Raw genomic sequence first — 25,861 nt, forward strand, 5'->3', positions numbered from 1 at the left:
TTCCTCCCTAAACCAGATCAGACCGTTGCCGGTTCCTGCCCTGTCAGCCGCTCCTCGATACGCACCAGCGAGCCGAGGGCGAAGAAATCGTCGAAGGAGGCGATCGGAACCTGCTCGGTCAGCTTCGAGACGAAGTCGTCCGAACCGAGCTCCTCCTCGATTGCCTCCACTTCCGCCGAAAGCGGTCGGTCGACCGTATAGAAATCCGCATGTTTGCGCACGACCTCGTAGAGCATGGCGGCGACGCCCTTCGGTTCATCGCCGAGAATATCGATCGCCTGTGCCGACAGCAGCGCCTCGAGGGCTGCGAGGCGCTTCAGCGCCCGCATCTGCCGGTCGAAACGCTCGATGACGAGCGGCAGGAACGCTGCCTCGTCCTCCAGCCCGGCTGCGACGACCAGCGACTGCGCCGACACGGGATTGGACATCGACAGCACGCGCGAGAAGATCTCGCCGGCAAGTTTGATGATCGGCCCGAAACCGGTCGCAATCCGCCCCGGCGGCACCAGATTGACCGGCAGGTCGCGGCGCTGGCCGTTGCCGAGAATGACGCAGCGGTTGAAGGCGTTGCGCGCCGCATGCGCCATGCAAAGCGCTGCCGATTCGAGCAGGATCGTCACATCGAGCGGCAGAGAGCCGCCTGACGTCATCACCCGGCCTTCGACCACGACGGGATTGTCGTCCGAGCGCCCGGTGGCGGCAAGGATCTTGTGGCCGGTCGATAAGAGGTTCTCGATCACCGCGCCGAACACCTGCGCGATCATCCGCAGGCTGAGCGGATCCTGCACATGCGTTGCCACAGGCCAGTTCCATTCGTCGGAGGCATTGCAGAGCCAGGCGCCGATCAGCGCCTCGCGCGCCGTTCCGACATGCCGGACCGCCTTCCAGGGATCGCGGGAAGCGCCAAGCGCGCCGGCCGCCATCATCGCCGTTGCCAGCAGGACGCGGATCGAGGCCGCGGCATTGCGCGTCGTTTCCGCCGCCGAGGCAAAGCTCACCGCATTGACGCTGAGCGAGGCGAGGCTGTCGCGCGGCGCCATCCGCATCGGTTCCAGCCCGGCCGCCCGGAAAGCCTCGGCCGCCTGCATCCGGTTGCCGCGATAGATCGCTTCGCCGACGCCGGTCAGCACCGCGCCGATCTGTCCCATCAACCCGATATCCGCACAGCCGATCGAGCCGGTGCGGCGCACGACCGGGATGAGATCGGCCTCGAGCATCCTGATATAGGCCTGGATCAGCTCCGGCGTGCAGCCGACCTGGCCGGTCAGTGCCGTGTTGATACGGATCGCCATGGCATTGCGCACGATATTGCAGGAAAAGGGGGTGCCGGTGCCGAAATGATGGGCGCGCACCAGGCCGAGATTGAAGGTGTCGAGTTCGTCGGCCGACCACTCCACATCCTTCATGGCGCCGACGCCTGTCGTCGAGCCGTAGACGGGCACGCCGGAGGCAATGGCATCCTCGACGACCTCGCGGGCGATCGCGATGCGGGCCATGCCTGTCGCCGAAGCCGAAACAGCAGCCTTGCCCGCCCCGATCGTCACCATCTCGGCAAAACCGAGCGGTCGTCCGGAAAGTTCGATGCCAGGGCGTTCGTGCTTCATGTGCTGTGTCTCCCTAGAACAGGATGATTTTAGGCCGGATCGGCCCAAAATCTGAATCCTGTTCTAAATTAAAGCGCCTGAGCATGATGTCGCCCGAAAACCGCTCACACTTTTCGGCACCATGCTCGGAACGTGAGACTAAGCGAGCGCTCCGTCACATGGGATATCCCAAATGCCGAACACCGCATGTTTTTGGCAGGCGGTCAGCTCAGCATCCAGGCAATATAGACAAGCGTCAATGCGATGATCCACAGCGCAATCTTGGCCGAACGGTTATGCCGCGCTTCGGCCTTGCCGATCGCCTCCGCCGTCTCAGCGTCGAAACGTAAGCCGTGCTCGCTCATATGCAGCAGCTGATGGTGGAATTTTTCGGTCTTCGCTGCGATTTCCGGCACGGCTTCGGCGAGCTTGACCGCCGCCTTCAGCCCGTCCTTGAGATCGGTGGCGATCCGCTTCGGACCGAGATTGGTGCGGATCCAGTCGCCGACGACAGGCTCGGAGGCCTTCCACATGTTGAAGCGTGGATTGAGCATGCGCGACACGCCTTCGACCACGACCATGGTCTTCTGCAGCATCACCAGCTCCGGCCGTGTCGCCATGTCGAAGAGTTCGGTCACTTCGAACAGCAGCGTCAGCAGCTTGCCCATCGAGATCGTCTCGGCCGGCTGTCCATGGATCGGCTCGCCGATCGCCCGGATCGCCTGGGCGAAGCTTTCGACATTGTGGTGGCCGGGCACATAGCCGGCCTCGAAATGCACCTCGGCGACGCGGATATAGTCGCGGGTGATGAAGCCATAGAGGATTTCGGCGAGGAACCGCCGTTCCTTCTTGCCCAGCCGCCCGACGATGCCCATGTCGACGGCGACGATCATGCCGCCCGCATCGACGAAGAGATTGCCCGGATGCATGTCGGCATGGAAGAAGCCGTCGCGCAGCGTGTGGCGCAGGAACGACTGGATCAGCGTATCGGCAAGCAGGTTGAGATCGTGGCCCGCCGCGCGCAGACCCTCGACATCGGACATCCTCGTGCCGTCGATCCACTCCATGGTGATGACGTCGCGCCCGGTGCGTTCCCAATCGACCTTCGGCACGCGGAAACCCGGGTCCTTTTCGGTGTTCTCGGCGATCTCGGAAAGAGCCGCCGCCTCCAGGCGAAGATCCATCTCCACCTTGGTCGTCTGCTCCAGTGTCTTCGTCACCTCGACCGGCCGCAGCCGCCGGCTGGACGGCACGAAACGCTCCTGCATATGGGCAACGAGATACATCGCCTCGATGTCATGGGCAAAGCGCTGGCGCACGCCGGGGCGCACGATCTTGACGGCGACCTTCTTCCGGCCCTCGGCCGTCTCGACCTCGGCCGGATGCACCTGCGCGATCGAGGCGGCGGCGATCGGATCGCCGAAGCTCGCATAGAGTTCGCTGATCGGCCGCCCGAGCGAGCCTTCGATATTGGCCTTGGCCGCAACCGAGGGAAAGAAGGCCATCCGGTCCTGAAGCTGCGACAGGTCGTTGGCAAATTCAACGCCGACGACATCCGGCCGCGTTGCCAGGAACTGGCCGATCTTCACATAGGAAGGACCGAGCCGCTCGACGGCCTGGGCCAACCGATCGCTGCGCTTCTGATGCCGCGCCTTGCTTCGCTCGAAAATCGTGACGAAGGATTTGGCGAGCGCGACCGGCGGCGGCAGCCCTTCGGAAGGAAGGGCGGACACAACACCCTCACGCACGAGCACCCAGCCGACCCGCCAAAGGCGGAAATATGCGCCGAAAGTACTCATGCTGCAGTGCCCCGCTGACGGAGATTCGTGTTCTCTCCCCTCATTCCTGTGCTTGTCACAGGAATCCAACCACCGCGCGTCGGCGCGGTGAATGAAGCAGGAGACATAACGGAGTATTCCGCACCCAAGGACTTGGGCGCGCTGGATTCCTGTGACAAGCACAGGAATGAGGGAGGAAAGGCCTTACTTCCCATATTCCCTCAGAGCTTCCAGCCGGAATGGAGTGCGGCGATGCCGCCGGTATAATTGGTGAAGGTGACGCGCGAAAAGCCGGCCTGGCGGATCATTGCCGCGAAATTCTCCTGGTTCGGGAACTTGCGGATCGATTCCACCAGATATTGGTAGGGTTCGGCATCGCCGGTGATCGCCTTGCCGAATTGCGGAATGGCGTTGAACGACCAGGCGTCGTAGATCTTGTCGAGAAGCGGCATATCGACTTCGGAAAATTCCAGCACCAGCAGCCGCCCGCCACGCTTCAAGACGCGATAGGCTTCAGACAGTGCCGCATCGATCCTCGGCACGTTGCGGATGCCGAAGGCGATCGTATAGGCGTCGAAGCTGCCTGCCTCGAAAGGCAGTTCCTCGGCATTCGCCTCGACGAAGGCGAGATTGCCCGAAAGCTTCTTCTTTTCCGCCCGCTCGGCGCCGACGCCGAGCATCGAACCGTTGATGTCGAGCACCGTGGCATGCGCCTGTCTGCCCGAGGCTTCGACGATGCGGAAGGCTATGTCGCCCGTGCCGCCGGCAACGTCGAGCACCTTGTAGCCAGGCTCTTTGCGTGGGTTCAGCGCCGAAATCATCGCATCCTTCCAGGCGCGGTGCATGCCCATCGACATGACGTCGTTCATGATGTCGTAGCGCTTGGCGACCTTGTGGAACACCTGGTTGACCAGGCCCTGCTTCTGGCCGTCAGGCACCTCGCGGAAGCCGTAGGAGGTCTCCATGCCGCCATCGGCGGAAGTGCGGCTTTCTGACATCAGACTGCTCCGTTCCTGACGATTCGGGCGCGACGGCCATAGCGAAAGACCGCGCGCGACGTTATCTATGGGCCGCGTTTTCCGCGGCACACTGGCGCTATAGCGCACATCGTCGTCGGTTGAAACACGTTAGAGATAGATGGGTTAAGATGCCGGAATTGCCAGAAGTCGAAACGGTGAAACGCGGTCTGACGCCGGCGATGGAGGGCACGCGCGTCACCAGGCTGGAGCTGCGCCGCGGCGATCTGCGCTTCCCCTTTCCCGACGCTTTCGCAGACAGGGTTTCCGGCCGCACCATCGTCAGCCTTGGCCGCCGCGCCAAATATCTGCTGGTCGATCTCGACGACGGAAACACGCTGATTTCGCATCTCGGCATGTCCGGTTCTTTCCGCATCGAGGAGGGCCGCATTGAGGAGGGCCGCATCGAGGAGGGTGCCGCCTCCGGCGTGCCGGGCGAATTCCACAATGCCCGCTCGAAGGACGAGAAGCACGATCATGTCGTCTTCCATCTGCAAGGTGCAAGCGGCCCGCGCCGCGTCGTCTATAACGATCCGCGCCGTTTCGGCTTCATGGATATGGTGGGACGTGCCGATCTCGCCGCCCATCCCTTCTTCCGCGATCTCGGCCCGGAGCCGACGGGAAACGAGCTCAGCGCCGCCTATCTGGCCGAACGCTTTCGTGACAAGGCGCAGCCGCTGAAGAGTGCGCTACTTGACCAGAAGAACATTGCCGGTCTCGGCAATATATATGTGTGCGAGGCGCTGTGGCGCGCGCATCTTTCGCCGATCCGCGCCGCCGGTACGCTGGTGACGGCAACTGGCCGGCCGAAGGCGCAGCTCGACCTGCTCGTCGCCTCGGTCCGCGACGTCATCGCCGATGCGATCGCCGCCGGCGGATCGTCGCTGCGCGACCATATCCAGACCGACGGATCGCTCGGCTATTTCCAGCATTCCTTCTCCGTCTATGATCGCGAAAGTCAGGCTTGCCGCACGCCCGGCTGCGGCGGTACGGTCGCCCGCATCGTCCAGGCGGGTCGCTCCACCTTCTATTGCGCCACCTGCCAGAAGTAAGCCCGCCAGAAGCGAGAGTGAGAAACCGGGAGAACAGCATGGCCTATGAGACCCTGATCGTCGAAACCCGAGGCAATGTCGGCCTCGTCACGCTGAACCGCCCGCAGGCGCTGAACGCGCTGAATTCCACTGTCCTGAAGGAGCTGAAGGAGGCCTATGCCGCCTTACACGCCGACGAGACGATCGGCGCGATCGTGCTCACCGGTTCCGAGCGCGCCTTTGCTGCCGGCGCCGATATCAAGGAGATGCAGCGGCTTGAGTTCGCCGATGTCTATAAGAGTGATTTCATCAGCGGCTGGGATGAGGTCGCCAAGGCACGCAAGCCGGTGATCGCCGCCGTCAGCGGTTTTGCGCTCGGCGGCGGCTGCGAGCTCGCCATGATGTGCGATTTCATCATCGCCTCGGAGACGGCGAAGTTCGGCCAGCCGGAAATCACCCTCGGCGTCATTCCCGGCATGGGCGGCTCGCAGCGGTTGACGCGCGCCGTCGGCAAGGCGAAGGCAATGGATCTCATCCTGACCGGCCGCATGATGGATGCGGCCGAGGCAGAACGATCGGGACTCGTTTCGCGTGTGGTCGCGCCCGAGCGTCTGCTCGACGAGGCGCTGGCGGCCGCCGAAAAGATCGCTTCACTGTCGCGCCCCTCGGTGATGATGGCCAAGGAGGCGGTCAACCGCGCATTCGAGACGACGCTGGAGGAGGGATTGCGTTTCGAGCGCCGCCTGTTCCACAGCCTCTTTGCCACGGACGACCAGAAAGAAGGCATGGCGGCCTTCGTCGAGAAGCGCAAACCGGCTTTTACGCACCGTTGAATGCTTTTAGGCTCCTGCCGGTGGTAAAGCTTGAAAATCCGCGTTGACGTGGGCCGGCTTTAGAGTTATATGCCCGCCCACGGTTCGGAAAGCCGGTTTGGTTTTCCGCGATTGCTCCCGCATTGCTGGATTTTGTGGCCGCAGGGCCCGCGGTAATGGCGGAGTTTGTTCGAATTCTTGAGAGAGGCATCCATGGCCAATACAACTTCGGCGAAAAAAGCGACCCGCAAGATCGCCCGCCGTACCGACGTCAATAAGGCTCGTCGCTCGCGCGTTCGTACTTTCGTTCGCCAGGTCGAAGAGGCCATCGCATCCGGTGACGCCGCCAAGGCGAAGGAAGCTTTCCTGGCTGCTCAGCCCGAGCTTGCCCGCGCCGCCAGCAAGGGTGTGCTGCATTCCAACACGGCATCGCGCAAGGTCTCGCGCCTGGCCGCTCGTGTGAAGGCTCTTTCGGTCACCACGACCGCGTAATCTTCCGTTAAGGACTTCTTCTTTATGATTAGCCCGGTAATTTTACCGGGCTTTTTCGATTCAACCGATCAGCCCCTGCATGGTTAATCTCACGACTGTTTCGTGTCAACGCCATGACAGGAAAAAGTGTTTAAAAACAAAGGCTTGCGCAAGGATGCTTTTGCACTGCGCGACTCTGCCCCAAGCTTCCCGGACCACAGGGGAGTCAAGAGGATTTTATTTTTTTTCTTTCAATGCGTGTCAAAATAGCCCGAACGGGGGAATCTCTTTGATTCAACTGCGATTCTTTTTTGACGCTGGTGTGACGCCCGAAAAGGGCAGGCGGAGTCAATGGCCGCTTGTTAATTTTGCGTAAAATTCATCGTTGATATTGCCGTTTGATCCTGCCTAAATGGCTTCCAACAGAGGGCGCGGACATCACCTGCAGAGGCTCGGTTTTAACTGCCACGTCGGCAGGGCGATGAGTTTGTGCCTTTTGTTACGGAGCCCTGCGCTTCCGTCTTTTCAAGCACTCGACGGATTTGAACCGTAACGTGGCTGTTACGGAGCGGGGATGTTTTGTGCCTTCAGTGGCCACACGTTTAAGGCGAGGCCACCGGAGAAGGTAAAGTAATATTGCGTTCGGGCTGGTCGGCCGAAAACGAGGTTCGACCGCCAGCCTGACACGGAGAGCCGATGAAGGTTGCCGCATGAATGCGGCCCCTGCAACGGAGTTCTGCGTCGGTCCCGTTGAGGGGCCAGTGTTTTTGAGTGAACCGGCAGGCGAGCGGCTCATGAGGATCCGTCAGCCCGCCAAAGCGGGGAATGATCGGGCGGCTGTTTTAGCGGATGCCGCCCGGTGGAATTGAAAGGCGGCATTATGCAGATGAATACGATGACGACGGGCGGGCTCGACAATGGGGATGCGGCACCGCAGACGTTCGGATCCATTCGCCTCGAAGTGGGCGAAGCAAAGGCGGAAATGAAGCAGAACGTATTGTTCGAGCGCGTCAGCGCGCGCTTGAAGGCCCAGGTCGGTCCTGACGTCTATGCCAGCTGGTTTGCCAGGCTGAAGCTGCATTCGGTATCGAAGAGCGTCGTTCGCCTTTCGGTCCCCACGACCTTCCTGAAGTCGTGGATCAACAATCGTTATCTCGATCTCATCACCGGTCTGTTCCAGGCCGAAGATCCGGAAATTCTGAAAATTGAAGTCCTGGTGCGCACGGCAACGCGCCACGGCACGAAGGCGCTCGATGAGGCGGTCGCGCCGGAACCAGCCGCCCCCACGCAGATGCGCCGCCCGACAAGCGCGCAGCCGGCCGGTCAGGCCGTCCAGCAGGCGGTTTCGGCTGTTGCCGCCGCAAGGCCAGCAAGCTTTGGCTCGCCGCTCTTCGGTTCGCCGCTCGATAGCCGCTTCACCTTCGACACCTTCGTCGAAGGCAGCTCGAACCGGGTCGCACTTGCGGCTGCAAAGACGATTGCGGAAGCTGGTCAGGGCGCCGTGCGCTTCAACCCGCTCTTCATTCATTCGACCGTCGGCCTCGGCAAGACCCACCTGCTGCAGGCAGTCGCCAATGCGGCAGTACAGAACCCGCGGGCTCTGCGCGTCGTCTATCTGACGGCCGAATACTTCATGTGGCGATTCGCCACCGCGATCCGCGACAATGATGCGCTGACGCTGAAGGATTCGCTGCGCAACATCGATCTCCTGATCATCGACGACATGCAGTTCCTGCAGGGCAAGATGATCCAGCATGAATTCTGCCATCTCCTGAACATGCTGCTCGACAGCGCCAAGCAGGTCGTCGTTGCTGCCGACCGTGCGCCCTGGGAGCTGGAGTCGCTCGACCCCCGCGTTCGCTCGCGCCTGCAGGGCGGTGTCGCGATCGAATTCGACGCGCCGGATTACGAGATGCGTCTCGAAATCCTCAAGCGTCGCCTGGCTGTCGCCCGGCTCGAAGATCCGTCGCTCGATATACCGGCCGAACTGCTCCAGCATGTCGCCCGCAACGTCACGGCCAGCGGCCGCGAACTCGAAGGCGCCTTCAACCAGCTGGTCTTCCGCCGCTCCTTCGAGCCGAACCTGTCGATCGAACGCGTCGACGAGCTGCTCGCCCATCTGGTTGGCTCCGGCGAGCCCCGCCGTGTGCGCATCGAGGATATCCAGCGCATCGTCGCAAGGCACTACAACGTCTCGCGCCAGGAACTGGTGTCCAACCGCCGCACCCGCGTCATCGTCAAGCCGCGCCAGATCGCGATGTATCTGTCGAAGACGCTGACGCCGCGCTCCTTCCCGGAGATCGGCCGCCGGTTCGGCGGGCGCGATCACACGACCGTTCTGCATGCCGTGCGCAAGATCGAGGAGCTGATTTCGGGAGACACCAAGCTTTCGCACGAAGTCGAGCTTCTGAAGCGGCTGATCAACGAATAATCGATAGTTTTTGCGAAAAATCAACGGCCGGAAGCGATTCCGGCCGTTTTCCTTTATAAGTTTTTTATTCTATACCTCCCGCGCATTGCGTGCATGTCAAAGACTGAAGCGCCAGAATGGCGCGTGGGAGGAATGAATGAGTTTCGAAAAGATCGCCGTTCTCGGCCTGGGCAAGGTCGGACGGCTGGCGGCGACGCTGTTGCATGAAGGCGGCTTCGAGGTCGTCGGGGTCGACGCGCAATTGCCGCTGAGTGACGTCGCCTTCAAGTGCCGCACCAGCGATATCTCCGATCCGCAAGTGATCGGCGAACTGCTCTCGAATGTCGAGGCGGTGCTCTCTTGCCTGCCCTATCATTTGAACATCGAGCTGGCGCGCGCCGCCCATCTTGCCGGCATCCATTATTTCGATCTGACCGAAGACGTTCCCACCACCAATTTCATCATCGAGCTGTCGAAGACCGCCCGCGGCCTGATGGCGCCGCAATGCGGCCTGGCGCCGGGTTTCGTCGGCATCGTCGGCGCAAGCCTGGCCGACGGCTTCGATCGCTGCCGGTCGATCCGCATGCGCGTCGGCGCACTGCCGCAGCATCCGACCGGGCTGCTCGGCTATGCCTTCAACTGGTCGCCGGAGGGCGTCGTCAACGAATATCTGAATGACTGCGAGGTCATCGAGGGCGGTGTGCGCAAGCTCGTCTCGCCGATGGAATGGCACGAGACCGTCTATGTCGGCGGCGTCAAGCTCGAAGCCTTCACGACGTCGGGCGGCCTTGGCACCATGTGCGACACCATGCTCGGCAAGATCGACAATCTCGATTACAAGACCATGCGTTATCCCGGCCATATGGAGCTGATGAACTTCTTCTTCCACGAGCTTTTGATGCGCGACAAGCGCAAGCTCGCCGGCGAGATCCTGACCAATGCCAAGCCGCCGGTTGAAGACGATGTCGTCTATGTCCATGTCGCCGCCGAGGGGACCGAGAATGGCAGCCTGCGACGCAAGGAGTTCGTGCGCGCCTATTACCCGATCGAGATTGCCGGGGCGCGCCGCACGGCGATCGCCTGGACGACGTCAGCCTCCGTCGTCGCCGTCATCGAGATGGTCCGCGACGGTCTGCTGCCGGCGACCGGTTTCCTGCACCAGGAGCATATTCCGTTGGAGATGTTCCTGAAGACGCCGACCGGCAGCCTCTTCAAGACGGGTGCCACTACAGCGCCGCGCGTCTATTCAGACGCGCAAAGGACGCTGTAGCACTTTGAATGCTGCATAATTTTATCCTTAAATCGATTTCGATTTAAGGAATTATGCAGCAGCCACGGCTGAGACATGCCCTCAGGTGCGGCGGCAATATCAATGCCGCCGCGCTGCAAATCCACGCATGGTATGGGTGTCAGCAGGCGAGATCGGCAACGACGGAATCGAGGATCAGCATGCCTGATGGCGTGCAGCGCAGGCGTGAATTGCCGATCCGCTCGATGAATTTGTGTTCGAGCAGGAATTCCTCGCGTTTCGGGTCGAGGTCACGGCCCGATAGCTGCTGCCAGCGGGCGAGATCGACGCCTTCTCTCAGCCGCAGCCCCATAAGCAGCAGTTCGTCGGATTGTTCCTCGAAGCCGAGCCGCTCCTCGTCGAGAATGCCGTGCCCATCACGCTCGACCATGTCGAGCCAGGTTTCCGGCTTGCGTTCGGTCGCCGTCGCGATCTTCTCGGGGCCACGCGTCAGCCGGCCGTGGGCGCCTGGGCCGATGCCGGCATAATCGCCGTAGCGCCAGTAGGTCAGGTTATGCCGGCTTTCGGCCCCCGGCCGGGCATGATTGGAAACCTCATAGGCCGGCATGCCCTCGCGCGCGGTGATCTCCTGCGTCGCCTCGTAGAGCACTGCCGATTGCTCGCCGTCCGGTACGATCAGCTTGCCGGCCTTGTGCAGGCCGTAGAAGGGCGTGCCCTCCTCGATGGTCAGCTGATAGAGCGAAAGATGGTCGACCGCATAGGAGATCGCCTCCTTCAGCTCCTTTTCCCATTCCTCGACCGTCTGCTCCGGCCGGGCATAGATCAGGTCGAAGGACATGCGCGGAAAGATGTCGCGCGCCAGCCTTATCGCCTTCAGAGCGTCGGCGACATCATGCAGCCGGCCGAGGAATTTCAGATCCCGGTCGTTCAGCGCCTGCACGCCGAGCGAGACGCGATTGACGCCGGCCGCCCGGTAGCCGCGGAAGCGTTCGGCCTCGACGCTCGAAGGGTTGGCCTCCATGGTGATCTCGATGCCATCTGGCACATGCCAGTGCCGCGCAATGCCGTCGAGAATGGCGGAAACCGTTTCCGGCTTCATCAGCGAGGGCGTGCCGCCCCCCAGGAAAATGCTCGTCACCGTCTTCGGGCCGCTGATCGCCCGGACTGCCGCCATCTCCGTCAGGAAGGCTGCTGTAAAGCGCTCTTGATCCACCGGCTGGTGGCGCACATGGCTGTTGAAGTCGCAATAGGGACACTTCGCCGCGCAGAAGGGCCAATGCACATAGACGCCGAAGCCCGGCTCGCCGGTATCAGGCAGCAGAGCCGAGTCGCGCGAGGTGCTTGGCGTGTCGAAATTGACCACGGACCGACCTTATGCCTCCAGGCAGGTTTCAACAAAGAGTTTGAAGGCGCGGGCCCGGTGCGACAGCGCTTGCGGCTTGCCGACGTTCCAGCCGTGTTTTTCCTCGCCGCTCATTTCGCCGAAGGTGATGTCGTAGCCCTCGGGCTGGAAGACCGGATCGTAGCCGAAGCCCTGGGTGCCGCGCGGCGGCCAGACGACGCTGCCTTCCACCTCGCCGCGAAACAGCTCCGTATGCCCGTCCGGCCAGGCGAGGCAGAGCACGCTGATGAAACGCGCCGTGCGTTGTTCCGGCTTTGTCGCGCCTGCATCCTGCAGCGCCTTTTCCACCTTGGCCATCGCCATGTCGAAATCGCGCGTGCCGTCGGCCTTCTCCGCCCAATTGGCGGTGTAAACACCGGGATCGCCGAAGAGTGCATCGACCACCAGCCCGGAATCGTCCGATAGCGCCGGCATGCCTGAGGCATTGGCCGAGGCGACCGCCTTGATCGTCGCATTCTCCTCGAAGCTCGTGCCGGTCTCATCGGGTTCGACGAAGTTCAGCTCGGCGGCCGATTTGGCGGCGAAGCCGAGCGGCCCGATCAATTCCTGGATCTCGCGGATCTTGCCGGCATTGTGGCTGGCGACGACGATGGTCTTCGTTTCAAGCTTGCGCATTCAGATTTCCTGTTCGATGCCCCAGATTTTAGCCTCCGCGCATTCCAGGCTGTTGCCATCCGGATCGCGGAAATAGATCGAGCGGCCGCCGTTCGGCCAGCGCACTTCGGATTCGATCGCCACGCCCGCCGCCGTCAGCCGTTCGGCCATGGCATCGATATTGCGGCCGGATACCCGGAAACAGGCATGGCCCTGGCCGGTCGTACCGTGCGGCGGCACCTGCAGTGCTTCAGGCGCCGGCGGCTTCACCGTTTCCTTAGGGTTGAAGATCAGGAGAACGCCCGGCCCGCAGCGGAAGAAGACATGCCGGTTGGCGGCGCGGGCGATCTTTTCAAGCCCGAGAACGTCTTCGTAGAACGTCTCGGCCTTATCGAGATCCCGCGCATAGAGCGCCGTTTCCAACATGCCTTCCAGCATGGGGTTCATCCTTCGACGGCTTGCTTCTGCAGCGCCACGAGTTCGCCGATGCCGTTTCTGGCAAGCTGCATCAGCGAGGTGAATTCGCCTTCGCTAAACGGCGTGCCTTCGGCCGTGCCCTGGATCTCGACGATCCCGCCGGTGCCCGTCATGACGAAGTTCGCATCGGTCTCTGCCGAGGAATCCTCGATGTAATCGAGATCGATCACCGGCTGGCTGGCGAAGATACCGCAGGAAATGGCGGCGACATGATCTTTCAGGACCCGGTCGACCTTGATCATGTTGCGGCTTTCCATCCATTTCAGGCAGTCGTAAAGCGCGATCCAGCCGCCGGTGATCGAGGCTGTCCGTGTGCCGCCATCGGCCTGGATGACATCGCAATCGAGCGTGATCTGCCGTTCGCCGAGCGCCTGCAGGTCGACGACGGCGCGCAGCGACCGGCCGATCAGCCGCTGGATTTCCTGGGTGCGGCCGCCCTGCTTGCCGGCGGCGGCTTCGCGCTTCATGCGTTCGCCGGTCGCTCGCGGCAGCATGCCGTATTCGGCCGTGACCCAGCCCTTGCCGGTATTGCGCAGCCATGGCGGCGTCTTTTCTTCGAGGCTCGCCGTGCAGAGCACATGCGTATCGCCGAACTTCACCAGGCAGGAGCCTTCCGCATGCTTGGAAAAATTGCGCTCGAACGAGACCTTGCGCATCTGGTCGATTTTTCTGCCTGAAGGCCGCATTCTTATCTCCTGGGGTTTATTTGACCGCTTCTACGATTGGCGGCGCTCATTTGCAAATTCCCTTTTGCCACGGGTGTTAGTTTGACTTACTTTTCGGGAAGTATCATCAGCACGGGTTCGAAAGCTTCATGGGCATCAGGTCGACGTCGGTTTCGGATGCCGTAGCTGCGCTGGACGAGCGCTCCAGGGAAATTTTTCGTCGCATCGTCGAAGGTTATCTGGAGAGCGGCGAGCCGCTGGGTTCGCGCAACCTGTCCCGTATCCTGCCGATGTCGCTGTCGCCGGCCTCGGTGCGCAACGTCATGAGCGATCTCGAAGAGCTCGGCCTGATCTATTCGCCGCATGTCAGCGCCGGCCGGTTGCCGACTCAGATCGGCCTGCGGTTCTTTGTCGATGCCTTCATGCAGGTCGGCGACCTCTCGGCCGAGGAGCGCGCCAGCATCGACCGCCAGGTGCGGGCCGAAAGCGGCGGCAATCCCGTCGAATCGATGATGAACGAGGCAAGCCGCATGTTATCCGGCATTTCGCGCGGCGCCGGCCTCGTTATCACCTCGAAAAGCGATCCGGTGCTGAAACATGTCGAGTTCATCCGGCTCGAACCGACAAAGGCGCTGGCCGTGCTCGTCGGCGATCACGATCAGGTGGAAAACCGCATCATCGAGCTGCCGGCAGGCGTCACGTCCTCGCAGCTGACGGAAGCGGCGAATTTTCTCAATGCCCATATGTCCGGCCAGACCCTGCCGGAGCTCCGCAAACAATTAAGCCGGCTGAAAGACGACGTCCGTCACGAGCTTGATGCCCTGTCGCGCGATCTGGTCGAGCGCGGCATCGCTGTCTGGGCGGGCAGCCCGGACGAGGGAAAGCCGACGCAGCTGATCATCCGCGGTCGCGCCAACCTGCTCGAAGGGCTCGCTGGCGCCGAGGATCTCGACCGGCTGCGCCTGCTGTTCGACGATCTCGAGAAGAAGGACAGCCTGATCGAGATCCTCAATCTCGCCGAAAGCGGTTCGGGCGTGCGCATCTTCATCGGTTCGGAAAACAAGCTCTTCTCGCTGTCCGGCTCGTCGCTCATCGTCGCGCCCTATCGGGACGACGACGATCGCATTGTCGGCGCCGTCGGCGTCATCGGCCCGACGCGGCTCAATTATTCCCGCATCGTGCCGATGGTGGACTATACAGCCCAGCTCGTCTCCCGCCTTTCGCGCAATCAGCTTTGATGCGCAGCAATCAGTCACGCGGAATTTTCGCTTCTTTGTCACGCAGACTTGATTTTTTTCGGTCAAACCTCGATATCGGGCGCATCTGAAGACACCAACCGGAGACCGTCATGACCGATGACACGACGAAAAACGGACCTGACGCAACTGCGGCCGACGCCGCAGCCGACGCTGCCGCCTACGTCGAGAACGAAACTGCGCAGCAAGAGCCCGCCCAGCCGGACCCGATCGAGCTTCTGAAAGCCGAAAACGGCGAACTGCGCGACCGCTATTTGCGCCTTGCTGCCGAGATGGACAATCTGCGCCGGCGCACCGAGCGCGAGGTAAAGGATGCCAAGTCCTATTCCGTGGCGGGTTTTGCCCGCGATATGCTCGCCGTGTCCGACAATCTGCGCCGCGCCCTTGATGCCATCCCTCCGGAGACCAGGGCTGCAGCAGACGCCGGCCTGAGCACGCTGATCGAGGGTGTCGAGATGACCGAGCGTGCCATGCTGTCGGCTCTGGAACGCCACGGCGTTCGCAAACTAGAGCCGGTTGGCCAGAAGTTCGATCCGAATTTCCATCAGGCGATGTTCGAGGTGCCGAACCCGGACGTGCCGAACAACACGGTCGTGCAGGTCGTGCAGGCCGGTTTCACCATCGGCGAGCGCGTGCTGCGCCCGGCCATGGTCGGCGTCGCCAAGGGCGGTCCGAAGCCGGCCGAAGCCGAGACCAACTCTGTCTTCGACGAGAAGGACGCTTGAGATCGTTTCCTTCCTCCTCGCGAGGAAGGAAACCGAAGCTTTAGATGCGGGCGAAGCGTTCGATCAGCAGATTGAAGAAGCCGTCCGCATCGACATGGCGCATGACCCTGGCATTGCGCTTGCGCTCGGTCACATGCCACCAGTCGACGACGGTCATGCCGACCGTGAGTTCGGACTGGACCTCGATCTCGACATTGCACTCCCGGCCTTTGAAAAGCTCCGGCTTCAGCAGGTAGGCGACGACGGTCGGGTCGTGCAGCGGCCCGCCGTCGGAACCGTATTTCTCGATGTCGAAGCGTTCGAAGAATTCCAGCATCTCGACCATGGCCTTTGCCGGCGCCGTGCCGATCTCGGCCATGCGCTTCACCCGGTCCTTGCGGGTCAGCAATTGATGCGTCACGTCTAGCGGCATCATCACGATCGGAACGCCCGAGCGGAAGACGATATCGGCTGCCTCCGGGTCGACATAGATGTTGAACTCGGCCGCCGGCGTGATGTTGCCGCCCTCGAAAAAGCCGCCGCCCATCATCACCAGTTCGCGGATGCGGGGGACGATGTCGGGCGCCTTCTGGAAGGCCATGCCGATATTGGTGAGCGGCCCGAGCGTACACAGCGTCACCGTGCCTTCCGGCTCGCGGCGCAGCGTCTCGATGATGAAGTCGACGGCATGGCCGGGCTGCAGCGCCATCGTCGGTTCGTCGAGATCCGGACCGTCGAGGCCAGTTTTGCCATGCACATGTTCGGCGGTCACCAGCTTGCGAGCGATCGGCGCGTCGGCGCCGGCGAAAACCTTCGTCTCCGCCCGGCCGCAGAGCTCGCAGACGATGCGCGCATTGCGGCTGGTGAGCGAAAGCGGCACGTTGCCGGCCACTGTCGTGATCCCCAGCACCTCCAGCTCATCAGGGCTGCCGAAGGCAAGCATGATGGCGGCCGCGTCGTCCTGGCCGGGATCCGTGTCGATGATGATCTTTCTTGCGCTTGCCATTCCGATCGTTCCATCCTCGCACTGCATGTTATCGGCATGTACCGATTTCTTCACGTCCCGTCTCAAATCAGCACATTCCGCGCGGGCATGTTTTGATGCGAGGCAGCTGACGCTTTGTCAAGGAAAGAGCCTGACGCCACCTGCTTAAAATCGAGAGGTGACGCCGGCACCTCGCGGCCGATGCCTTGCGGCGCCGGTATTCTGTCCCCATATTAGCGGCATCCGGATGCTGCACTTGAGGTCCGGGATGGTCGCTTGCATCAAGGACTTGAAAAAAGATGAGCCGCATTACCCCTTTCGCCAGCCCGCTGCTTCTGGGCTTCGATGCCATGGAAAAGACGCTGGAGCGCATTTCCAAGGCGAGTGACGGATATCCGCCTTATAATATCGAACGCATCGCCGCCGATACCGGCGCGCCGGAACGTCTGCGCATCACCCTTGCCGTGGCCGGCTTCAGCGAGGAGGAACTCGATGTCTCCATTGAGGAGAACCAGCTGCTGATCCGCGGCCGCCAGGTCGAACAGGGTGAGCGGGACTATCTTTATCGCGGTATCGCCGCCCGTCAGTTCCAGCGTACTTTCGTTCTTGCCGACGGGATGCAGGTGTTGGGTGCGGCCCTGAAGAACGGTCTGCTCTCCGTCGATCTAATTCGTCCGGAACCCGCGCGCATGGTCAAGAAAATTAACATTTCGGTCTCAGAGTAGCACAACGGTTGTTGAACCGTTGGTCCCTTCTCCCGGAGGAACAGGAATGTTGATGAAAGAAGCCACGTCTCACTTGACCAAATCCGAGCTTGCCCACATCGGCAACGGCGAGGTCGCCTATATCAGAAAAATGCGGACCGATGAGGTCGCCAAGTGCTTTCCCGAGGCGCCGGATATCGATCCGAACGTCGATCTCTGGGCACTCTTCGGCGCCGACGGCACGCCGATCCTTTTGACGGACAACCGCTCCAGCACCTTTTTCAAGGCTGCCGAGGACGAATTGAAGACGGTCAGCCTGCACTGACCGTCAAGGCCGTCTGTTACGTTCACCGCTTTCGGTGCGCAGTCGCTCTATTCGATTTCACTGCGATCGGGACGGATGTCGCGACATATGCGCGGAGCTCTTTCGACGCCTTATGTGCGAATGACGTTGAAGTTCCAGGATTCGGCAGCAACTGCGCCAGCCTTATAGAGCGATGACAACGATGCGGACTTTGCTGTCGTTGCATCCATTCTGCTTACCGCGTCGCCAGCATTGGTAAGATCAAACCCCATCCGGTTTCTTGGGGTGGTCCAGACGGTTCGAACCCCAACTTCTTGTAGACGGCTATCGCCCGTTCATTGTCTGGATGCGGATCGGTCGCGATCACAGGTGCGCCCTCATCGAAAAGAGCCTGCATTCTCATTCCGATAAACGCTGAACCATGTCCAACGCCGACCATTTCGGGGTCTCCGATATATTGATCAATTCCCCGCGACCCTTTAGGAAGGCCGGCAAAATGGTGATCTTCCCATCCGTGGACCGTGTAGTCCTGCAAGAACGCAAATGGCCGTTCGTTAATTGAAATGATCCAGCGAGCCACCCGAGGATCAACCAGTTCTGCTTCACCATACGGCTCACCAGAACCCCACCATTCCAGGACATGCGGGTTCGACCGCCACCCCTTCAGTAAAGCGAGATCATCCAGGGTTGCTCTGCGAAACTCGTACGGATTGGTCGCGAACATTAGATTGCTGTAGCAGATTGTGCGACGGTGAGTATGGGCAGAACGCCGTCAGGTAGGCCACTCGAGGCTTGATTGAGATCTCCTGCGCGTGACGGGCTCTCTTACGCGAACCGGACCGCCGTTCTCGCGCGCGCTTTTGCCGCTACCTCTTCGCGATCACGAGGAGGTTGAGACGTTTCCAGCGAATCGAGCAGCTCGCGGGCACATGCCGCGATGGAATTGACCGCGTGCTCAAATGCGACCTCATTGCGCTTCGACGGTTTGGTCGTTCCGCTCACCTTGCGCACGAACTGGAGTGCGGCATCGTGGACCTCGTCGTCCGTCGCCGGCGGATCGAAATTGAACAGGGGTTTTATATTTCGGCACATGACTTGCTCCCGGTCATTGTCTCTCCTCCATTTGAGAGGAGGGTGGCCAGCACAGAAAATAGTCGCGTGAGCGCTAATGGCAACCGGTCCACGGCGGAACTCTACGCGTCGCAAGCCAGGGCGCAACTCCTTCAGTTCGGTTTTTTGTTGCGTCGGGAACCATCGGGCCAGCGTCCCAGGCGATTGCTCACGCGAAGAACATCACAGGCACGTTCGCCGACTTGCCGGCTGCCTCAGATTTTCCTGAACGTCAGATAGGCCGAAGACCGGCCCTCGCGCCGCGCCTTGGCCTCGTAACGTGTGCTCGGCCAGCCCTCATAGGGCGTCAACCAATCGGCTGCATTGTCGGCTATCCAGTCGAAACCGCCATGGTCGCGGCATTTGATCAGCGTCCAGTTCACATAGGTGTCGATGTCGGAGGCGAAGCAGAACAGGCCGCCGGGCTTCAGCGCGCGATGAAAGCGGTCGAGATTGGTTTTCGAGACGAAACGCCGCTTCCAGTGCTTCCGCTTCGGCCAGGGATCGGGATAGAGCAGATCGATCTGATCGAGTGAGCCGTCCGGCAGCCAGTCGAGCAGCTGCGTCGCGTCGTCATTATAGACGCGGATATTGGAGGCACCCGTCTCGCCGATGCGCGACAACAGCTTCTGCATGGAATTGACGAAGGGTTCGACACCGATGAAGCCGGTCGAAGGCGTCTCCAGGGCGCGGTGGATCAGATGCTCGCCGCCGCCGAAACCGATTTCCAGCCGCAATCTTTCGACCGGAAGCGGGAAGAGGGAAGTCAACGGCTCCGGGGGAGCCGCCGACAGATCGATCAGGAATGCCGGCAGCAGACTGTTCAGCGTTTCGGCCTGCTGTTCGCGCAGAGCCTTGCCCTTGCGGCGACCGAAGAAGGCTTCGGTCGCCCGCCCCCGGCGTTCCATATCCGTCATGCAGCGGCTTTGGTCTTAACGGATTCCTTGAGCGCCTTCACGAGGTCGGTGCGCTCCCAGGAGAACGAGCCGTCGCGGCCGGCCTTGCGGCCGAAATGGCCATAAGCCGAGGTCTTGGCGTAGATCGGCTTGTTGAGGTCGAGATGACGGCGGATGCCCGACGGCGACAGGTCCATGTTCTGGCGGATCGCGGCTTCGACCTGATCCTCGAAAACACCCTTGCCGGTGCCGTGCAGGTCGACATAGATCGACAGCGGCTGAGCAACACCGATGGCGTAAGAGAGCTGGATCGTGCAACGGTCGGCAAGGCCGGCAGCGACGACGTTCTTGGCGAGGTAGCGGGCAGCATAGGCAGCCGAACGGTCGACCTTCGTCGTGTCCTTGCCGGAGAATGCGCCGCCGCCATGCGGAGCGGCACCGCCGTAGGTGTCGACGATGATCTTGCGGCCGGTGAGGCCCGCATCGCCGTCCGGTCCGCCGATGACGAACTTGCCGGTCGGGTTGATGTACCACTTGCAATCGTCAGCGATCTTCAGCTCGCCGAGCGCTTCGCGAATATAGGGCTCGACGACGGCGCGGACCTTCTTCGAATCCCAGCTCTCGTCCAGATGCTGGGTCGAAAGCACGATCGAGGTAGCCTCCGACGGCTTGCCGTCGACGTAGCGCACGGTCACCTGGCTCTTGGCGTCGGGGCCGAGCTTGGCGACTTCGCCGTCGCCCTTCTTGCGGGCAACTGCGAGCAGCTGCAGGATTTTGTGGGAATAATAGATCGGTGCCGGCATCAGATCCGGCGTTTCGCGGCAGGCGTAACCGAACATGATGCCCTGGTCGCCGGCGCCCTCGTCGCCCTGCTGGTCAGAAGCGCTGTCGACGCCCTGCGCGATGTCGGCCGACTGCGAGTGCAAGAGCACGTCGATCTTTGCCGTCTTCCAGTGGAAGCCGTCCTGCTCGTAGCCGATATCCTTGATGGCGCGGCGGGCGGCGGCCTTGAACTTCGAAGGATTGATGACGTCTTTGCCGTCCTTGTCCTTCTTCATCAGGCTCGGCGGCAGGCGGACCTCGCCGGCGATGACGACGCGGTTGGTCGTCGCCAGCGTTTCGCAGGCAATGCGCACGCCCCACGGATTGACGCCGGTCTTGGCCGCTTCGCGGTAGACCAGATCGACGATCTCGTCGGAGATGCGGTCACAGACCTTGTCCGGATGACCCTCGGCAACAGACTCGCTGGTAAAGAGATAATTCGCGCGCATTTCGGGATTCCCCTCAAAGAATAAAAGCCAGCTAGTAGGTACTCAGTTCGCGGGCCGATGACAAGCGCAGAAGGACATAAATATATCTTTATATCTGCGACAAAGTGACAAATTTTGCCCCAAAAACGCAAAAAAGGCGGCCTTTCGACCGCCTTTCGAATTCTGCGCTGGTCTTGGTTCAGTCGGCGTCGGCTTCAGCGGCCAGGGCTTTCACCAGCTCCACGACCTTGCGGCGAACCTTGGGATCGGAAATCTTGACGAAGGCGCGATTGAGCTGCAGTCCTTCCGAGGACGACAGGAAATCGACGACGTAGTTCGAGCTCGAGGCTTCCATGCCGCCGCTGGCACTGGAATGTTCGCCGGGCGCGTCCTCGAAGAAAAACGACACCGGAACATTGAGGATGTTCGAGATGTTCTGCAGGCGGCTTGCGCCGACGCGGTTGGTGCCCTTTTCGTATTTCTGGATCTGCTGGAAGGTGATGCCAAGGCTTTCGCCAAGCTTCTCCTGGCTCATGCCCAGCATCGTACGGCGGAGGCGAATACGGCTGCCAACATGGATGTCGATCGGATTCGGCTTCTTCTTGTTTTCAATCATGGTCGTGCCCTAGCTAAGAATTTCAACCTGTTTCTAACCGGCATGCCCCTGATCCATCCCAAAACGCCACGTTGCAAGCGGTGAGGAACCCACCTTCAAACATACGTTAAGAACGCCGATTGACATCACTATGCAATTTTAGGGGTTTTTGGTCAATTCAACCCGGAAATAAAACCTCTGCGAGAAATTAGCGCAATCAAAATCAGCAGCGCCTCGATCAACCAGAAGTATGTTTGCCGGGGGGATGCCGTTCCGACTCCATCGCCGATGCTATCGAGCGTTGCATCGACGAAGCCGGTTTCTCCAAGATCGAGGCCCGCAATAATTTCCCCATGCGCATTCACCAGCGCTGAAATGCCGCTATTGGCGTCGCGAATCAGCGGCAGGCCGGTTTCGACAGCCCGTACCCGCGCCTGCTGGAAATGCTGGTAGGGGCCGGGCGTCACGCCAAACCAGGCATCATTGGTGATATTGAGGATCGCGCTGGCGTCTTTTATGTCACCGGTCATTTCGCCGGGAAAAATGATCTCGTAGCAGATCAGCGGATAGAGATTGAGCCCGCCGGGCAGCGCCAGCAGGTGCCGGCTTGCGGCGGCCGAGAAGCCGCCCGGTATCTCGACGACGTTCTGGATGCCGAATTCGGTGAGCACGTCCTCGAAGGGCAGATATTCGCCGAAGGGCACCAGATGCACCTTGTCGGAGGCGGCGATGATCTGGCCGCGGCCGTCGATCACGTAGATGGAATTATAGTAGCGCGGCGGCGTGCCTGGTCCCATCTCCTCGGCGCGAACGGCGCCGGCGATCAGGATCTGATTGTCGTCGAGCGTATCGGCAATCCGCGTCAGCGCATCCTGATTGTCGGTCAGGATGAAGGGGATCGACGTTTCCGGCCAGACGATGATATCGGGCTTGCGCCCGCCATTCTCAGGCGCTTCGGCCGACAGCTTCAGATGTGTCTCGAAGATCGCGGCGCGGTCGACGTCGTTATCCATTTTCGCTGTCTGGTCGATCGCCGGCTGCACCAGCCGCACCACCGGCCGCTTGTCCTCAGGCAATGTGTCCGGCCGCGGCGCGAGATGGAGAGCATAGGCGCCATAACCGAGATGGGCGGCAAAGAAGAGGGCGGCGAGTGCGATGCCCGTCCGTGCCCCTTGCCGCGTCCCGGCAAGGGCAGGCGCAGAAAAGACGAAGACGGCAAGGGCCGTTACGCCCATCGCCCCGATCACATGCGCCGACTGCATCATCAGCGGAACCGGCATGATGCCGTAGCCGATGGCGTTCCAGGGAAAGCCGGTGAGGACGAAGCTTCGAAGCCATTCCATCAGCCCGAAGCCTGCCGCAAGCGCGGCGATCCGCCCCATGCCATCAGACCAGACGATGCGCGCAAGGGCGGCCGCCAGGCCGTAGAAGATCGCAAGACAGGCCGGCAGCCCGAGGATTGCCAGCGGCAGCGCCCAGGCGAATTCTTCCTGATCGATCAGCAGCGCATGGCCGAGCCACCAGAGGCCGGCGACGAAATAGCCGAAGCCGAACAGCCAGCCGGTGGCAAACGCCGGCCACAGCCTGCCGATCAGGCCGCTTTCAGGCGAAGCCGCCGCCCCGTCGATCAGCCAGACGAGCAGCGTGAAGGAAACGAACATCGCCGCGAAAAAGCCGATGGGCGGCAGCGCCAGAACCGCGAATGCCCCGGCGGCGATTGCCAGCAGCGACCGTTTGAAACCCCAGACGAGGATAACCCTGTCCGCAAGCCGCTCCATGCGCACTCCCATCAAACCCCGAATCAACCCATTCGCAGTCTTTCAAAAAAGCGGCTCTTTGTCCCGTCAGTTGGGTCCTGTCAGTTGGCGGTCGATTCCGCCGGCCGGTCGTCGCCGGCCTCTGAGCCGCCATCCGCCTTGGCGCGGCGGCGGATCGCGTGGCGCTTGCGGGTGATGCGCAGCCGCTTGATGCGGCGCGGATCGGCGTCGAGGATGTGGAATTCGAAGCCCGGCAGCGCCTGGACGACCTCGCCGCGCACCGGGATGCGGCCGAGTGCCGAGAAAATCAGGCCGCCCAGCGTATCGACCTCGTCGACCTGCTCGCTAATGTCGAAATCCGGCCCGATCGCTTGGGCGATCTCTTCCAGCTCGACGCGGGCGTCGGCGATGAACATGTCCTCGGCGACGCGCTTGAACATCACTTCTTCGTCGTCATGTTCGTCGTCGATGTCGCCGACCACCATTTCTACGATGTCTTCATGCGAGGCAAGCCCGTCGGTGCCGCCATATTCGTCGATGACGAGCGCCATCTGCGTGCGGTTCGCCTGCATCCGGCGCAACAGGTCGGACGCCAGCATCGACGGCGGCACGAACAGGATCTTGCGGATGATACCGGCCTCGGCCAGCGTCTTTTGCAGGTCGACGCGGGCGAGGTCGAAATTCGGCTTGGCCGAACGCGTGGTCTTCTGGATGTTTTCGGGCGCGACCTCGATCGCCGGCACGGCAACGACCGGCTTCGCCGGGGCGCGGCGCTTGTTGCGCGCCTGCTTGGCGACATAGGAGAGCAGGTCGCGGATATGCACCATGCCGCGCGGATCGTCGAGCGTATCGGCATAGACAGGCATGCGCGAGCGGCCGGATTCCTCGAAGAGGATCATCAGCTCGCCGATGGGGATGTTCTGGTCGACCGCCTCGATATCGGCGCGCGGCACCATCACGTCGGCGACGCGCACCTCGCGAAAGCGCAGGATGTTATTGAGCATCGCCCGTTCGTCGGGCGAAAAGGCGTCGTCGCCGGCTGCATCTGTCATCAGCGCGTCGGCGAGATCCTCGCGCAATCGCGAGCCCTGCTGCGGGCGAAGGATGCGCGCGGCGCGCGACCAGAAGGATTGCGATCGGCCGGATGGCCGACTACTACTGCCTGCCTCGTCCGAAGAGGAGGATGGCTCGGAGTCCTTGGCGTCTGCCGCCGGCTTCGTCGTAAAGTCGCTCATGGTTCCATTTTAAGGTCTTGACCCTCGTAGGGATCAGATAGGCCTAGCTGCGCCAAAATGCGAGTCTCCAACCCCTCCATAATTTCGGCTTCGGCACTATTCATATGGTCGTAGCCGAGAAGATGCAAGAAACCGTGCACCAGAAGATGGGTCAGGTGGTCGTCGAAACTCTTTTCAAGCTCGGCCGCTTCCCGCTCCAGCGTCTCCCGGGCGATGATGATGTCGCCGAGCATAGGGCCGGGCATCTTGCCGGGCTGAACCGGAAAGGCCGGAAAGGAGAGCACGTTGGTCGCCTTGTCCTTGCCGCGCCATTCGGCATTGATGTCCTGGATCGAGGCATCGTCGGTGAAAACAAGCGAAACCTCGGGCGGCATCGTCGGGAAGGGCTGCTTCTCGCTGTCGCGTAGATAGATCGTGGCGGCGCCGAGCACACGTTCGCAAAACGACAGCAGCGTCTCCTCGCCGGGCCAGCCGATGTCCTCGACGCTGATCTGGATGTCGAGTTCGGCCATTAGCCCTGCCGGCTGACGTCTTCGGCGACGGCAGAGGTGGAATCATAGGCCCTGACGATGCGCCCGACCAGCGGGTGGCGGACGACGTCGGTATCCGTGAAGCGCACGATCGAGATGCCCTCGACGCCGTTCAGAAGCTGCAGGGCCTCGACGAGGCCGGATTTAACGCCGCGCGGCAGATCGATCTGGCTCGGGTCGCCGGTGACGATCATGCGCGCATTTTCGCCGAGACGCGTCAGGAACATCTTCATCTGCATCGACGTGGTGTTCTGCGCTTCGTCGAGGATGATGGCGGCGTTGGCGAGCGTACGGCCGCGCATGAAGGCGAGCGGCGCGATTTCGATGACGCCGGCGGTGATCGCCCGGTCGACCTTGTCGGCAGGGATCATGTCGTAGAGCGCATCATAGAGCGGGCGAAGATAGGGATCGACCTTTTCCTTCATGTCCCCGGGCAGGAAGCCGAGGCGCTCGCCGGCCTCGACGGCCGGGCGCGACAGGATGATCTTTTCGACCGCGCCGCGCTCCAGCAGCTGGGCGGCATGGGCGACGGCGAGATAGGTCTTGCCGGTGCCGGCCGGGCCGACGCCGAAGACAAGCTCGGCGCGTTCCAGCGCCCTGATATAGGCGTCCTGGGTTGGCGTGCGGGCGATGATCGTCTTCTTGCGGGTGGAAACCTGCGCCATCGTCAGCTTGGCCTTGCGCTCCATGGTCGGCAGGCTGAGCTGATCGTCGGCGGCGACCGCCATGCGGATTGCACCCTCGACGTCGGATCGTTCCACGCTGCCGCCTTTCTGAAGTTTTTCATAGAGATAGTCGAGCGTGCGCCGCGCCTGATTGGTGGTCACGATATCGCCGGTGATGACGACCGAATTGCCGCGTGCCCGCGCATCGATGTTCAGCCGTTGCTCGAGCAGCTTGAGGTTTTGGTCGAATTGACCAAAGAGCTCGCTGGCGAACCGGTTGTTCTCGAACGTCAGGACGAAGTGATTGGTATCGCTCGGCGTGCGGGGGTGGCGCGGTGAAGAAGAAACCAATTCTTGTCCGTTCAAGCGGTCGGGCTCCTTG

26 protein-coding genes are annotated in these 25,861 nt (G+C 61.6%); 9 read left to right on the forward strand and 17 right to left on the reverse strand.

The window, feature by feature from the left end; genetic code table 11:
* Positions 1 to 17: 17 nt before the first annotated feature.
* The 3 genes from BA011_RS21615 to ubiE all read right to left on the reverse strand — a co-directional run bounded on the left by BA011_RS21615 (position 18) and on the right by ubiE (position 4,359).
* Positions 18 to 1,604, reverse strand: a complete 1,587-nt coding sequence (locus tag BA011_RS21615) for an aromatic amino acid lyase (protein WP_065281949.1) — start codon at positions 1,602 to 1,604, stop codon at positions 18 to 20.
* Between the two features lie 203 nt (positions 1,605 to 1,807).
* A complete protein-coding gene (ubiB, locus tag BA011_RS21620) occupies positions 1,808 to 3,382 on the reverse strand; it encodes a 2-polyprenylphenol 6-hydroxylase (protein ID WP_065281950.1) in 1,575 nt (524 codons plus the stop codon).
* A 200-nt stretch (positions 3,383 to 3,582) separates the two neighbouring features.
* Positions 3,583 to 4,359, reverse strand: a complete 777-nt coding sequence (ubiE, locus tag BA011_RS21625; RefSeq protein ID WP_065281951.1) for a bifunctional demethylmenaquinone methyltransferase/2-methoxy-6-polyprenyl-1,4-benzoquinol methylase UbiE — start codon at positions 4,357 to 4,359, stop codon at positions 3,583 to 3,585.
* Positions 4,360 to 4,508: 149 nt separating this feature from the next.
* On the opposite strand from ubiE, the gene mutM reads away from it, so the two are divergent.
* The 5 genes from mutM to BA011_RS21650 all read left to right on the forward strand — a co-directional run bounded on the left by mutM (position 4,509) and on the right by BA011_RS21650 (position 10,371).
* On the forward strand, positions 4,509 to 5,429 hold the full coding sequence (gene mutM / locus BA011_RS21630) for a bifunctional DNA-formamidopyrimidine glycosylase/DNA-(apurinic or apyrimidinic site) lyase (protein ID WP_065281952.1): 921 nt from the start codon (positions 4,509 to 4,511) through the stop codon (positions 5,427 to 5,429).
* 38 nt (positions 5,430 to 5,467) lie between these two features.
* Complete coding sequence (locus BA011_RS21635) at positions 5,468 to 6,241, forward strand: enoyl-CoA hydratase (RefSeq protein WP_065281953.1); 774 nt, start codon at positions 5,468 to 5,470, stop codon at positions 6,239 to 6,241.
* Positions 6,242 to 6,433: 192 nt separating this feature from the next.
* Complete coding sequence (gene rpsT / locus BA011_RS21640; protein ID WP_003544819.1) at positions 6,434 to 6,712, forward strand: 30S ribosomal protein S20; 279 nt, start codon at positions 6,434 to 6,436, stop codon at positions 6,710 to 6,712.
* Between the two features lie 859 nt (positions 6,713 to 7,571).
* Complete coding sequence (gene dnaA / locus BA011_RS21645) at positions 7,572 to 9,122, forward strand: chromosomal replication initiator protein DnaA (protein WP_065281954.1); 1,551 nt, start codon at positions 7,572 to 7,574, stop codon at positions 9,120 to 9,122.
* 136 nt (positions 9,123 to 9,258) lie between these two features.
* Positions 9,259 to 10,371, forward strand: a complete 1,113-nt coding sequence (locus BA011_RS21650; protein ID WP_065281955.1) for a saccharopine dehydrogenase family protein — start codon at positions 9,259 to 9,261, stop codon at positions 10,369 to 10,371.
* 139 nt (positions 10,372 to 10,510) lie between these two features.
* Here BA011_RS21650 and hemW read toward each other — a convergent pair whose 3' ends face one another.
* Genes hemW through rph form a run of 4 tightly spaced genes read right to left on the reverse strand, consistent with a single transcriptional unit; the run spans position 10,511 to position 13,509 of the window.
* Positions 10,511 to 11,713 (reverse strand): radical SAM family heme chaperone HemW, encoded by a 1,203-nt coding sequence (gene hemW / locus BA011_RS21655; RefSeq protein ID WP_065281956.1) that lies wholly within the window; start codon positions 11,711 to 11,713, stop codon positions 10,511 to 10,513.
* Positions 11,714 to 11,722: 9 nt separating this feature from the next.
* The gene (rdgB, locus tag BA011_RS21660) at positions 11,723 to 12,367 is read right to left on the reverse strand and encodes an RdgB/HAM1 family non-canonical purine NTP pyrophosphatase (protein ID WP_065281957.1); all 645 of its coding nucleotides are present in this window, start codon (positions 12,365 to 12,367) and stop codon (positions 11,723 to 11,725) included.
* Complete coding sequence (locus BA011_RS21665; RefSeq protein WP_017958688.1) at positions 12,368 to 12,793, reverse strand: VOC family protein; 426 nt, start codon at positions 12,791 to 12,793, stop codon at positions 12,368 to 12,370.
* The gene (gene rph / locus BA011_RS21670) at positions 12,790 to 13,509 is read right to left on the reverse strand and encodes a ribonuclease PH (RefSeq protein WP_017958689.1); all 720 of its coding nucleotides are present in this window, start codon (positions 13,507 to 13,509) and stop codon (positions 12,790 to 12,792) included. Before rph ends, BA011_RS21665 begins: the two co-directional genes overlap by 4 nt.
* A gap of 128 nt (positions 13,510 to 13,637) precedes the next feature.
* Here rph and hrcA point away from each other — a divergent pair, with 128 nt between their 5' ends.
* Complete coding sequence (gene hrcA, locus BA011_RS21675) at positions 13,638 to 14,726, forward strand: heat-inducible transcriptional repressor HrcA (RefSeq protein WP_012755759.1); 1,089 nt, start codon at positions 13,638 to 13,640, stop codon at positions 14,724 to 14,726.
* Between the two features lie 110 nt (positions 14,727 to 14,836).
* Entirely contained in the window at positions 14,837 to 15,469 is a 633-nt protein-coding gene (grpE, locus tag BA011_RS21680; protein WP_065281958.1) for a nucleotide exchange factor GrpE, read from the forward strand.
* 40 nt (positions 15,470 to 15,509) lie between these two features.
* On the opposite strand, the gene BA011_RS21685 is transcribed toward grpE, so the two are convergent.
* Positions 15,510 to 16,454, reverse strand: a complete 945-nt coding sequence (locus BA011_RS21685; RefSeq protein ID WP_065282623.1) for a nucleoside hydrolase — start codon at positions 16,452 to 16,454, stop codon at positions 15,510 to 15,512.
* 278 nt (positions 16,455 to 16,732) lie between these two features.
* Here BA011_RS21685 and BA011_RS21690 point away from each other — a divergent pair, with 278 nt between their 5' ends.
* Together BA011_RS21690 and BA011_RS21695 are read left to right on the forward strand one after the other, a co-directional pair.
* The gene (locus BA011_RS21690; RefSeq protein ID WP_017958691.1) at positions 16,733 to 17,158 is read left to right on the forward strand and encodes an Hsp20 family protein; all 426 of its coding nucleotides are present in this window, start codon (positions 16,733 to 16,735) and stop codon (positions 17,156 to 17,158) included.
* Between the two features lie 46 nt (positions 17,159 to 17,204).
* Complete coding sequence (locus BA011_RS21695; protein ID WP_003544838.1) at positions 17,205 to 17,462, forward strand: DUF1150 family protein; 258 nt, start codon at positions 17,205 to 17,207, stop codon at positions 17,460 to 17,462.
* A 214-nt stretch (positions 17,463 to 17,676) separates the two neighbouring features.
* Here the strand turns inward: BA011_RS21695 and BA011_RS21700 are convergent, their stop codons facing one another.
* The 9 genes from BA011_RS21700 to BA011_RS21740 form a co-directional block, all read right to left on the reverse strand.
* Positions 17,677 to 18,165: a GNAT family N-acetyltransferase gene (locus BA011_RS21700; protein ID WP_065281959.1), complete on the reverse strand. Its 489-nt coding sequence runs from the start codon at positions 18,163 to 18,165 to the stop codon at positions 17,677 to 17,679.
* Between the two features lie 101 nt (positions 18,166 to 18,266).
* The gene (locus BA011_RS21705; RefSeq protein WP_065281960.1) at positions 18,267 to 18,533 is read right to left on the reverse strand and encodes a DUF2277 domain-containing protein; all 267 of its coding nucleotides are present in this window, start codon (positions 18,531 to 18,533) and stop codon (positions 18,267 to 18,269) included.
* A gap of 233 nt (positions 18,534 to 18,766) precedes the next feature.
* Entirely contained in the window at positions 18,767 to 19,468 is a 702-nt protein-coding gene (gene trmB / locus BA011_RS21710; protein ID WP_065281961.1) for a tRNA (guanine(46)-N(7))-methyltransferase TrmB, read from the reverse strand.
* Positions 19,465 to 20,718: a methionine adenosyltransferase gene (gene metK / locus BA011_RS21715; RefSeq protein ID WP_065281962.1), complete on the reverse strand. Its 1,254-nt coding sequence runs from the start codon at positions 20,716 to 20,718 to the stop codon at positions 19,465 to 19,467. Before metK ends, trmB begins: the two co-directional genes overlap by 4 nt.
* Positions 20,719 to 20,896: 178 nt before the next feature.
* The gene (locus tag BA011_RS21720) at positions 20,897 to 21,313 is read right to left on the reverse strand and encodes a helix-turn-helix domain-containing protein (RefSeq protein ID WP_065281963.1); all 417 of its coding nucleotides are present in this window, start codon (positions 21,311 to 21,313) and stop codon (positions 20,897 to 20,899) included.
* 152 nt (positions 21,314 to 21,465) lie between these two features.
* Positions 21,466 to 23,070: an apolipoprotein N-acyltransferase gene (gene lnt / locus BA011_RS21725; protein ID WP_065281964.1), complete on the reverse strand. Its 1,605-nt coding sequence runs from the start codon at positions 23,068 to 23,070 to the stop codon at positions 21,466 to 21,468.
* Positions 23,071 to 23,150: 80 nt separating this feature from the next.
* Entirely contained in the window at positions 23,151 to 24,284 is a 1,134-nt protein-coding gene (locus tag BA011_RS21730; protein WP_065281965.1) for a hemolysin family protein, read from the reverse strand.
* Entirely contained in the window at positions 24,281 to 24,796 is a 516-nt protein-coding gene (gene ybeY / locus BA011_RS21735) for an rRNA maturation RNase YbeY (RefSeq protein WP_017958697.1), read from the reverse strand. Before ybeY ends, BA011_RS21730 begins: the two co-directional genes overlap by 4 nt.
* Complete coding sequence (locus tag BA011_RS21740; RefSeq protein ID WP_065281966.1) at positions 24,796 to 25,845, reverse strand: PhoH family protein; 1,050 nt, start codon at positions 25,843 to 25,845, stop codon at positions 24,796 to 24,798. The genes ybeY and BA011_RS21740 overlap by 1 nt, the downstream gene beginning before the upstream one ends.
* Between the last annotated feature and the right edge of the window lie 16 nt (positions 25,846 to 25,861).

This window comes from Rhizobium leguminosarum, assembly GCF_001679785.1.
In the GTDB taxonomy this organism is placed as follows: Bacteria; Pseudomonadota; Alphaproteobacteria; order Rhizobiales; family Rhizobiaceae; genus Rhizobium; species Rhizobium leguminosarum_R.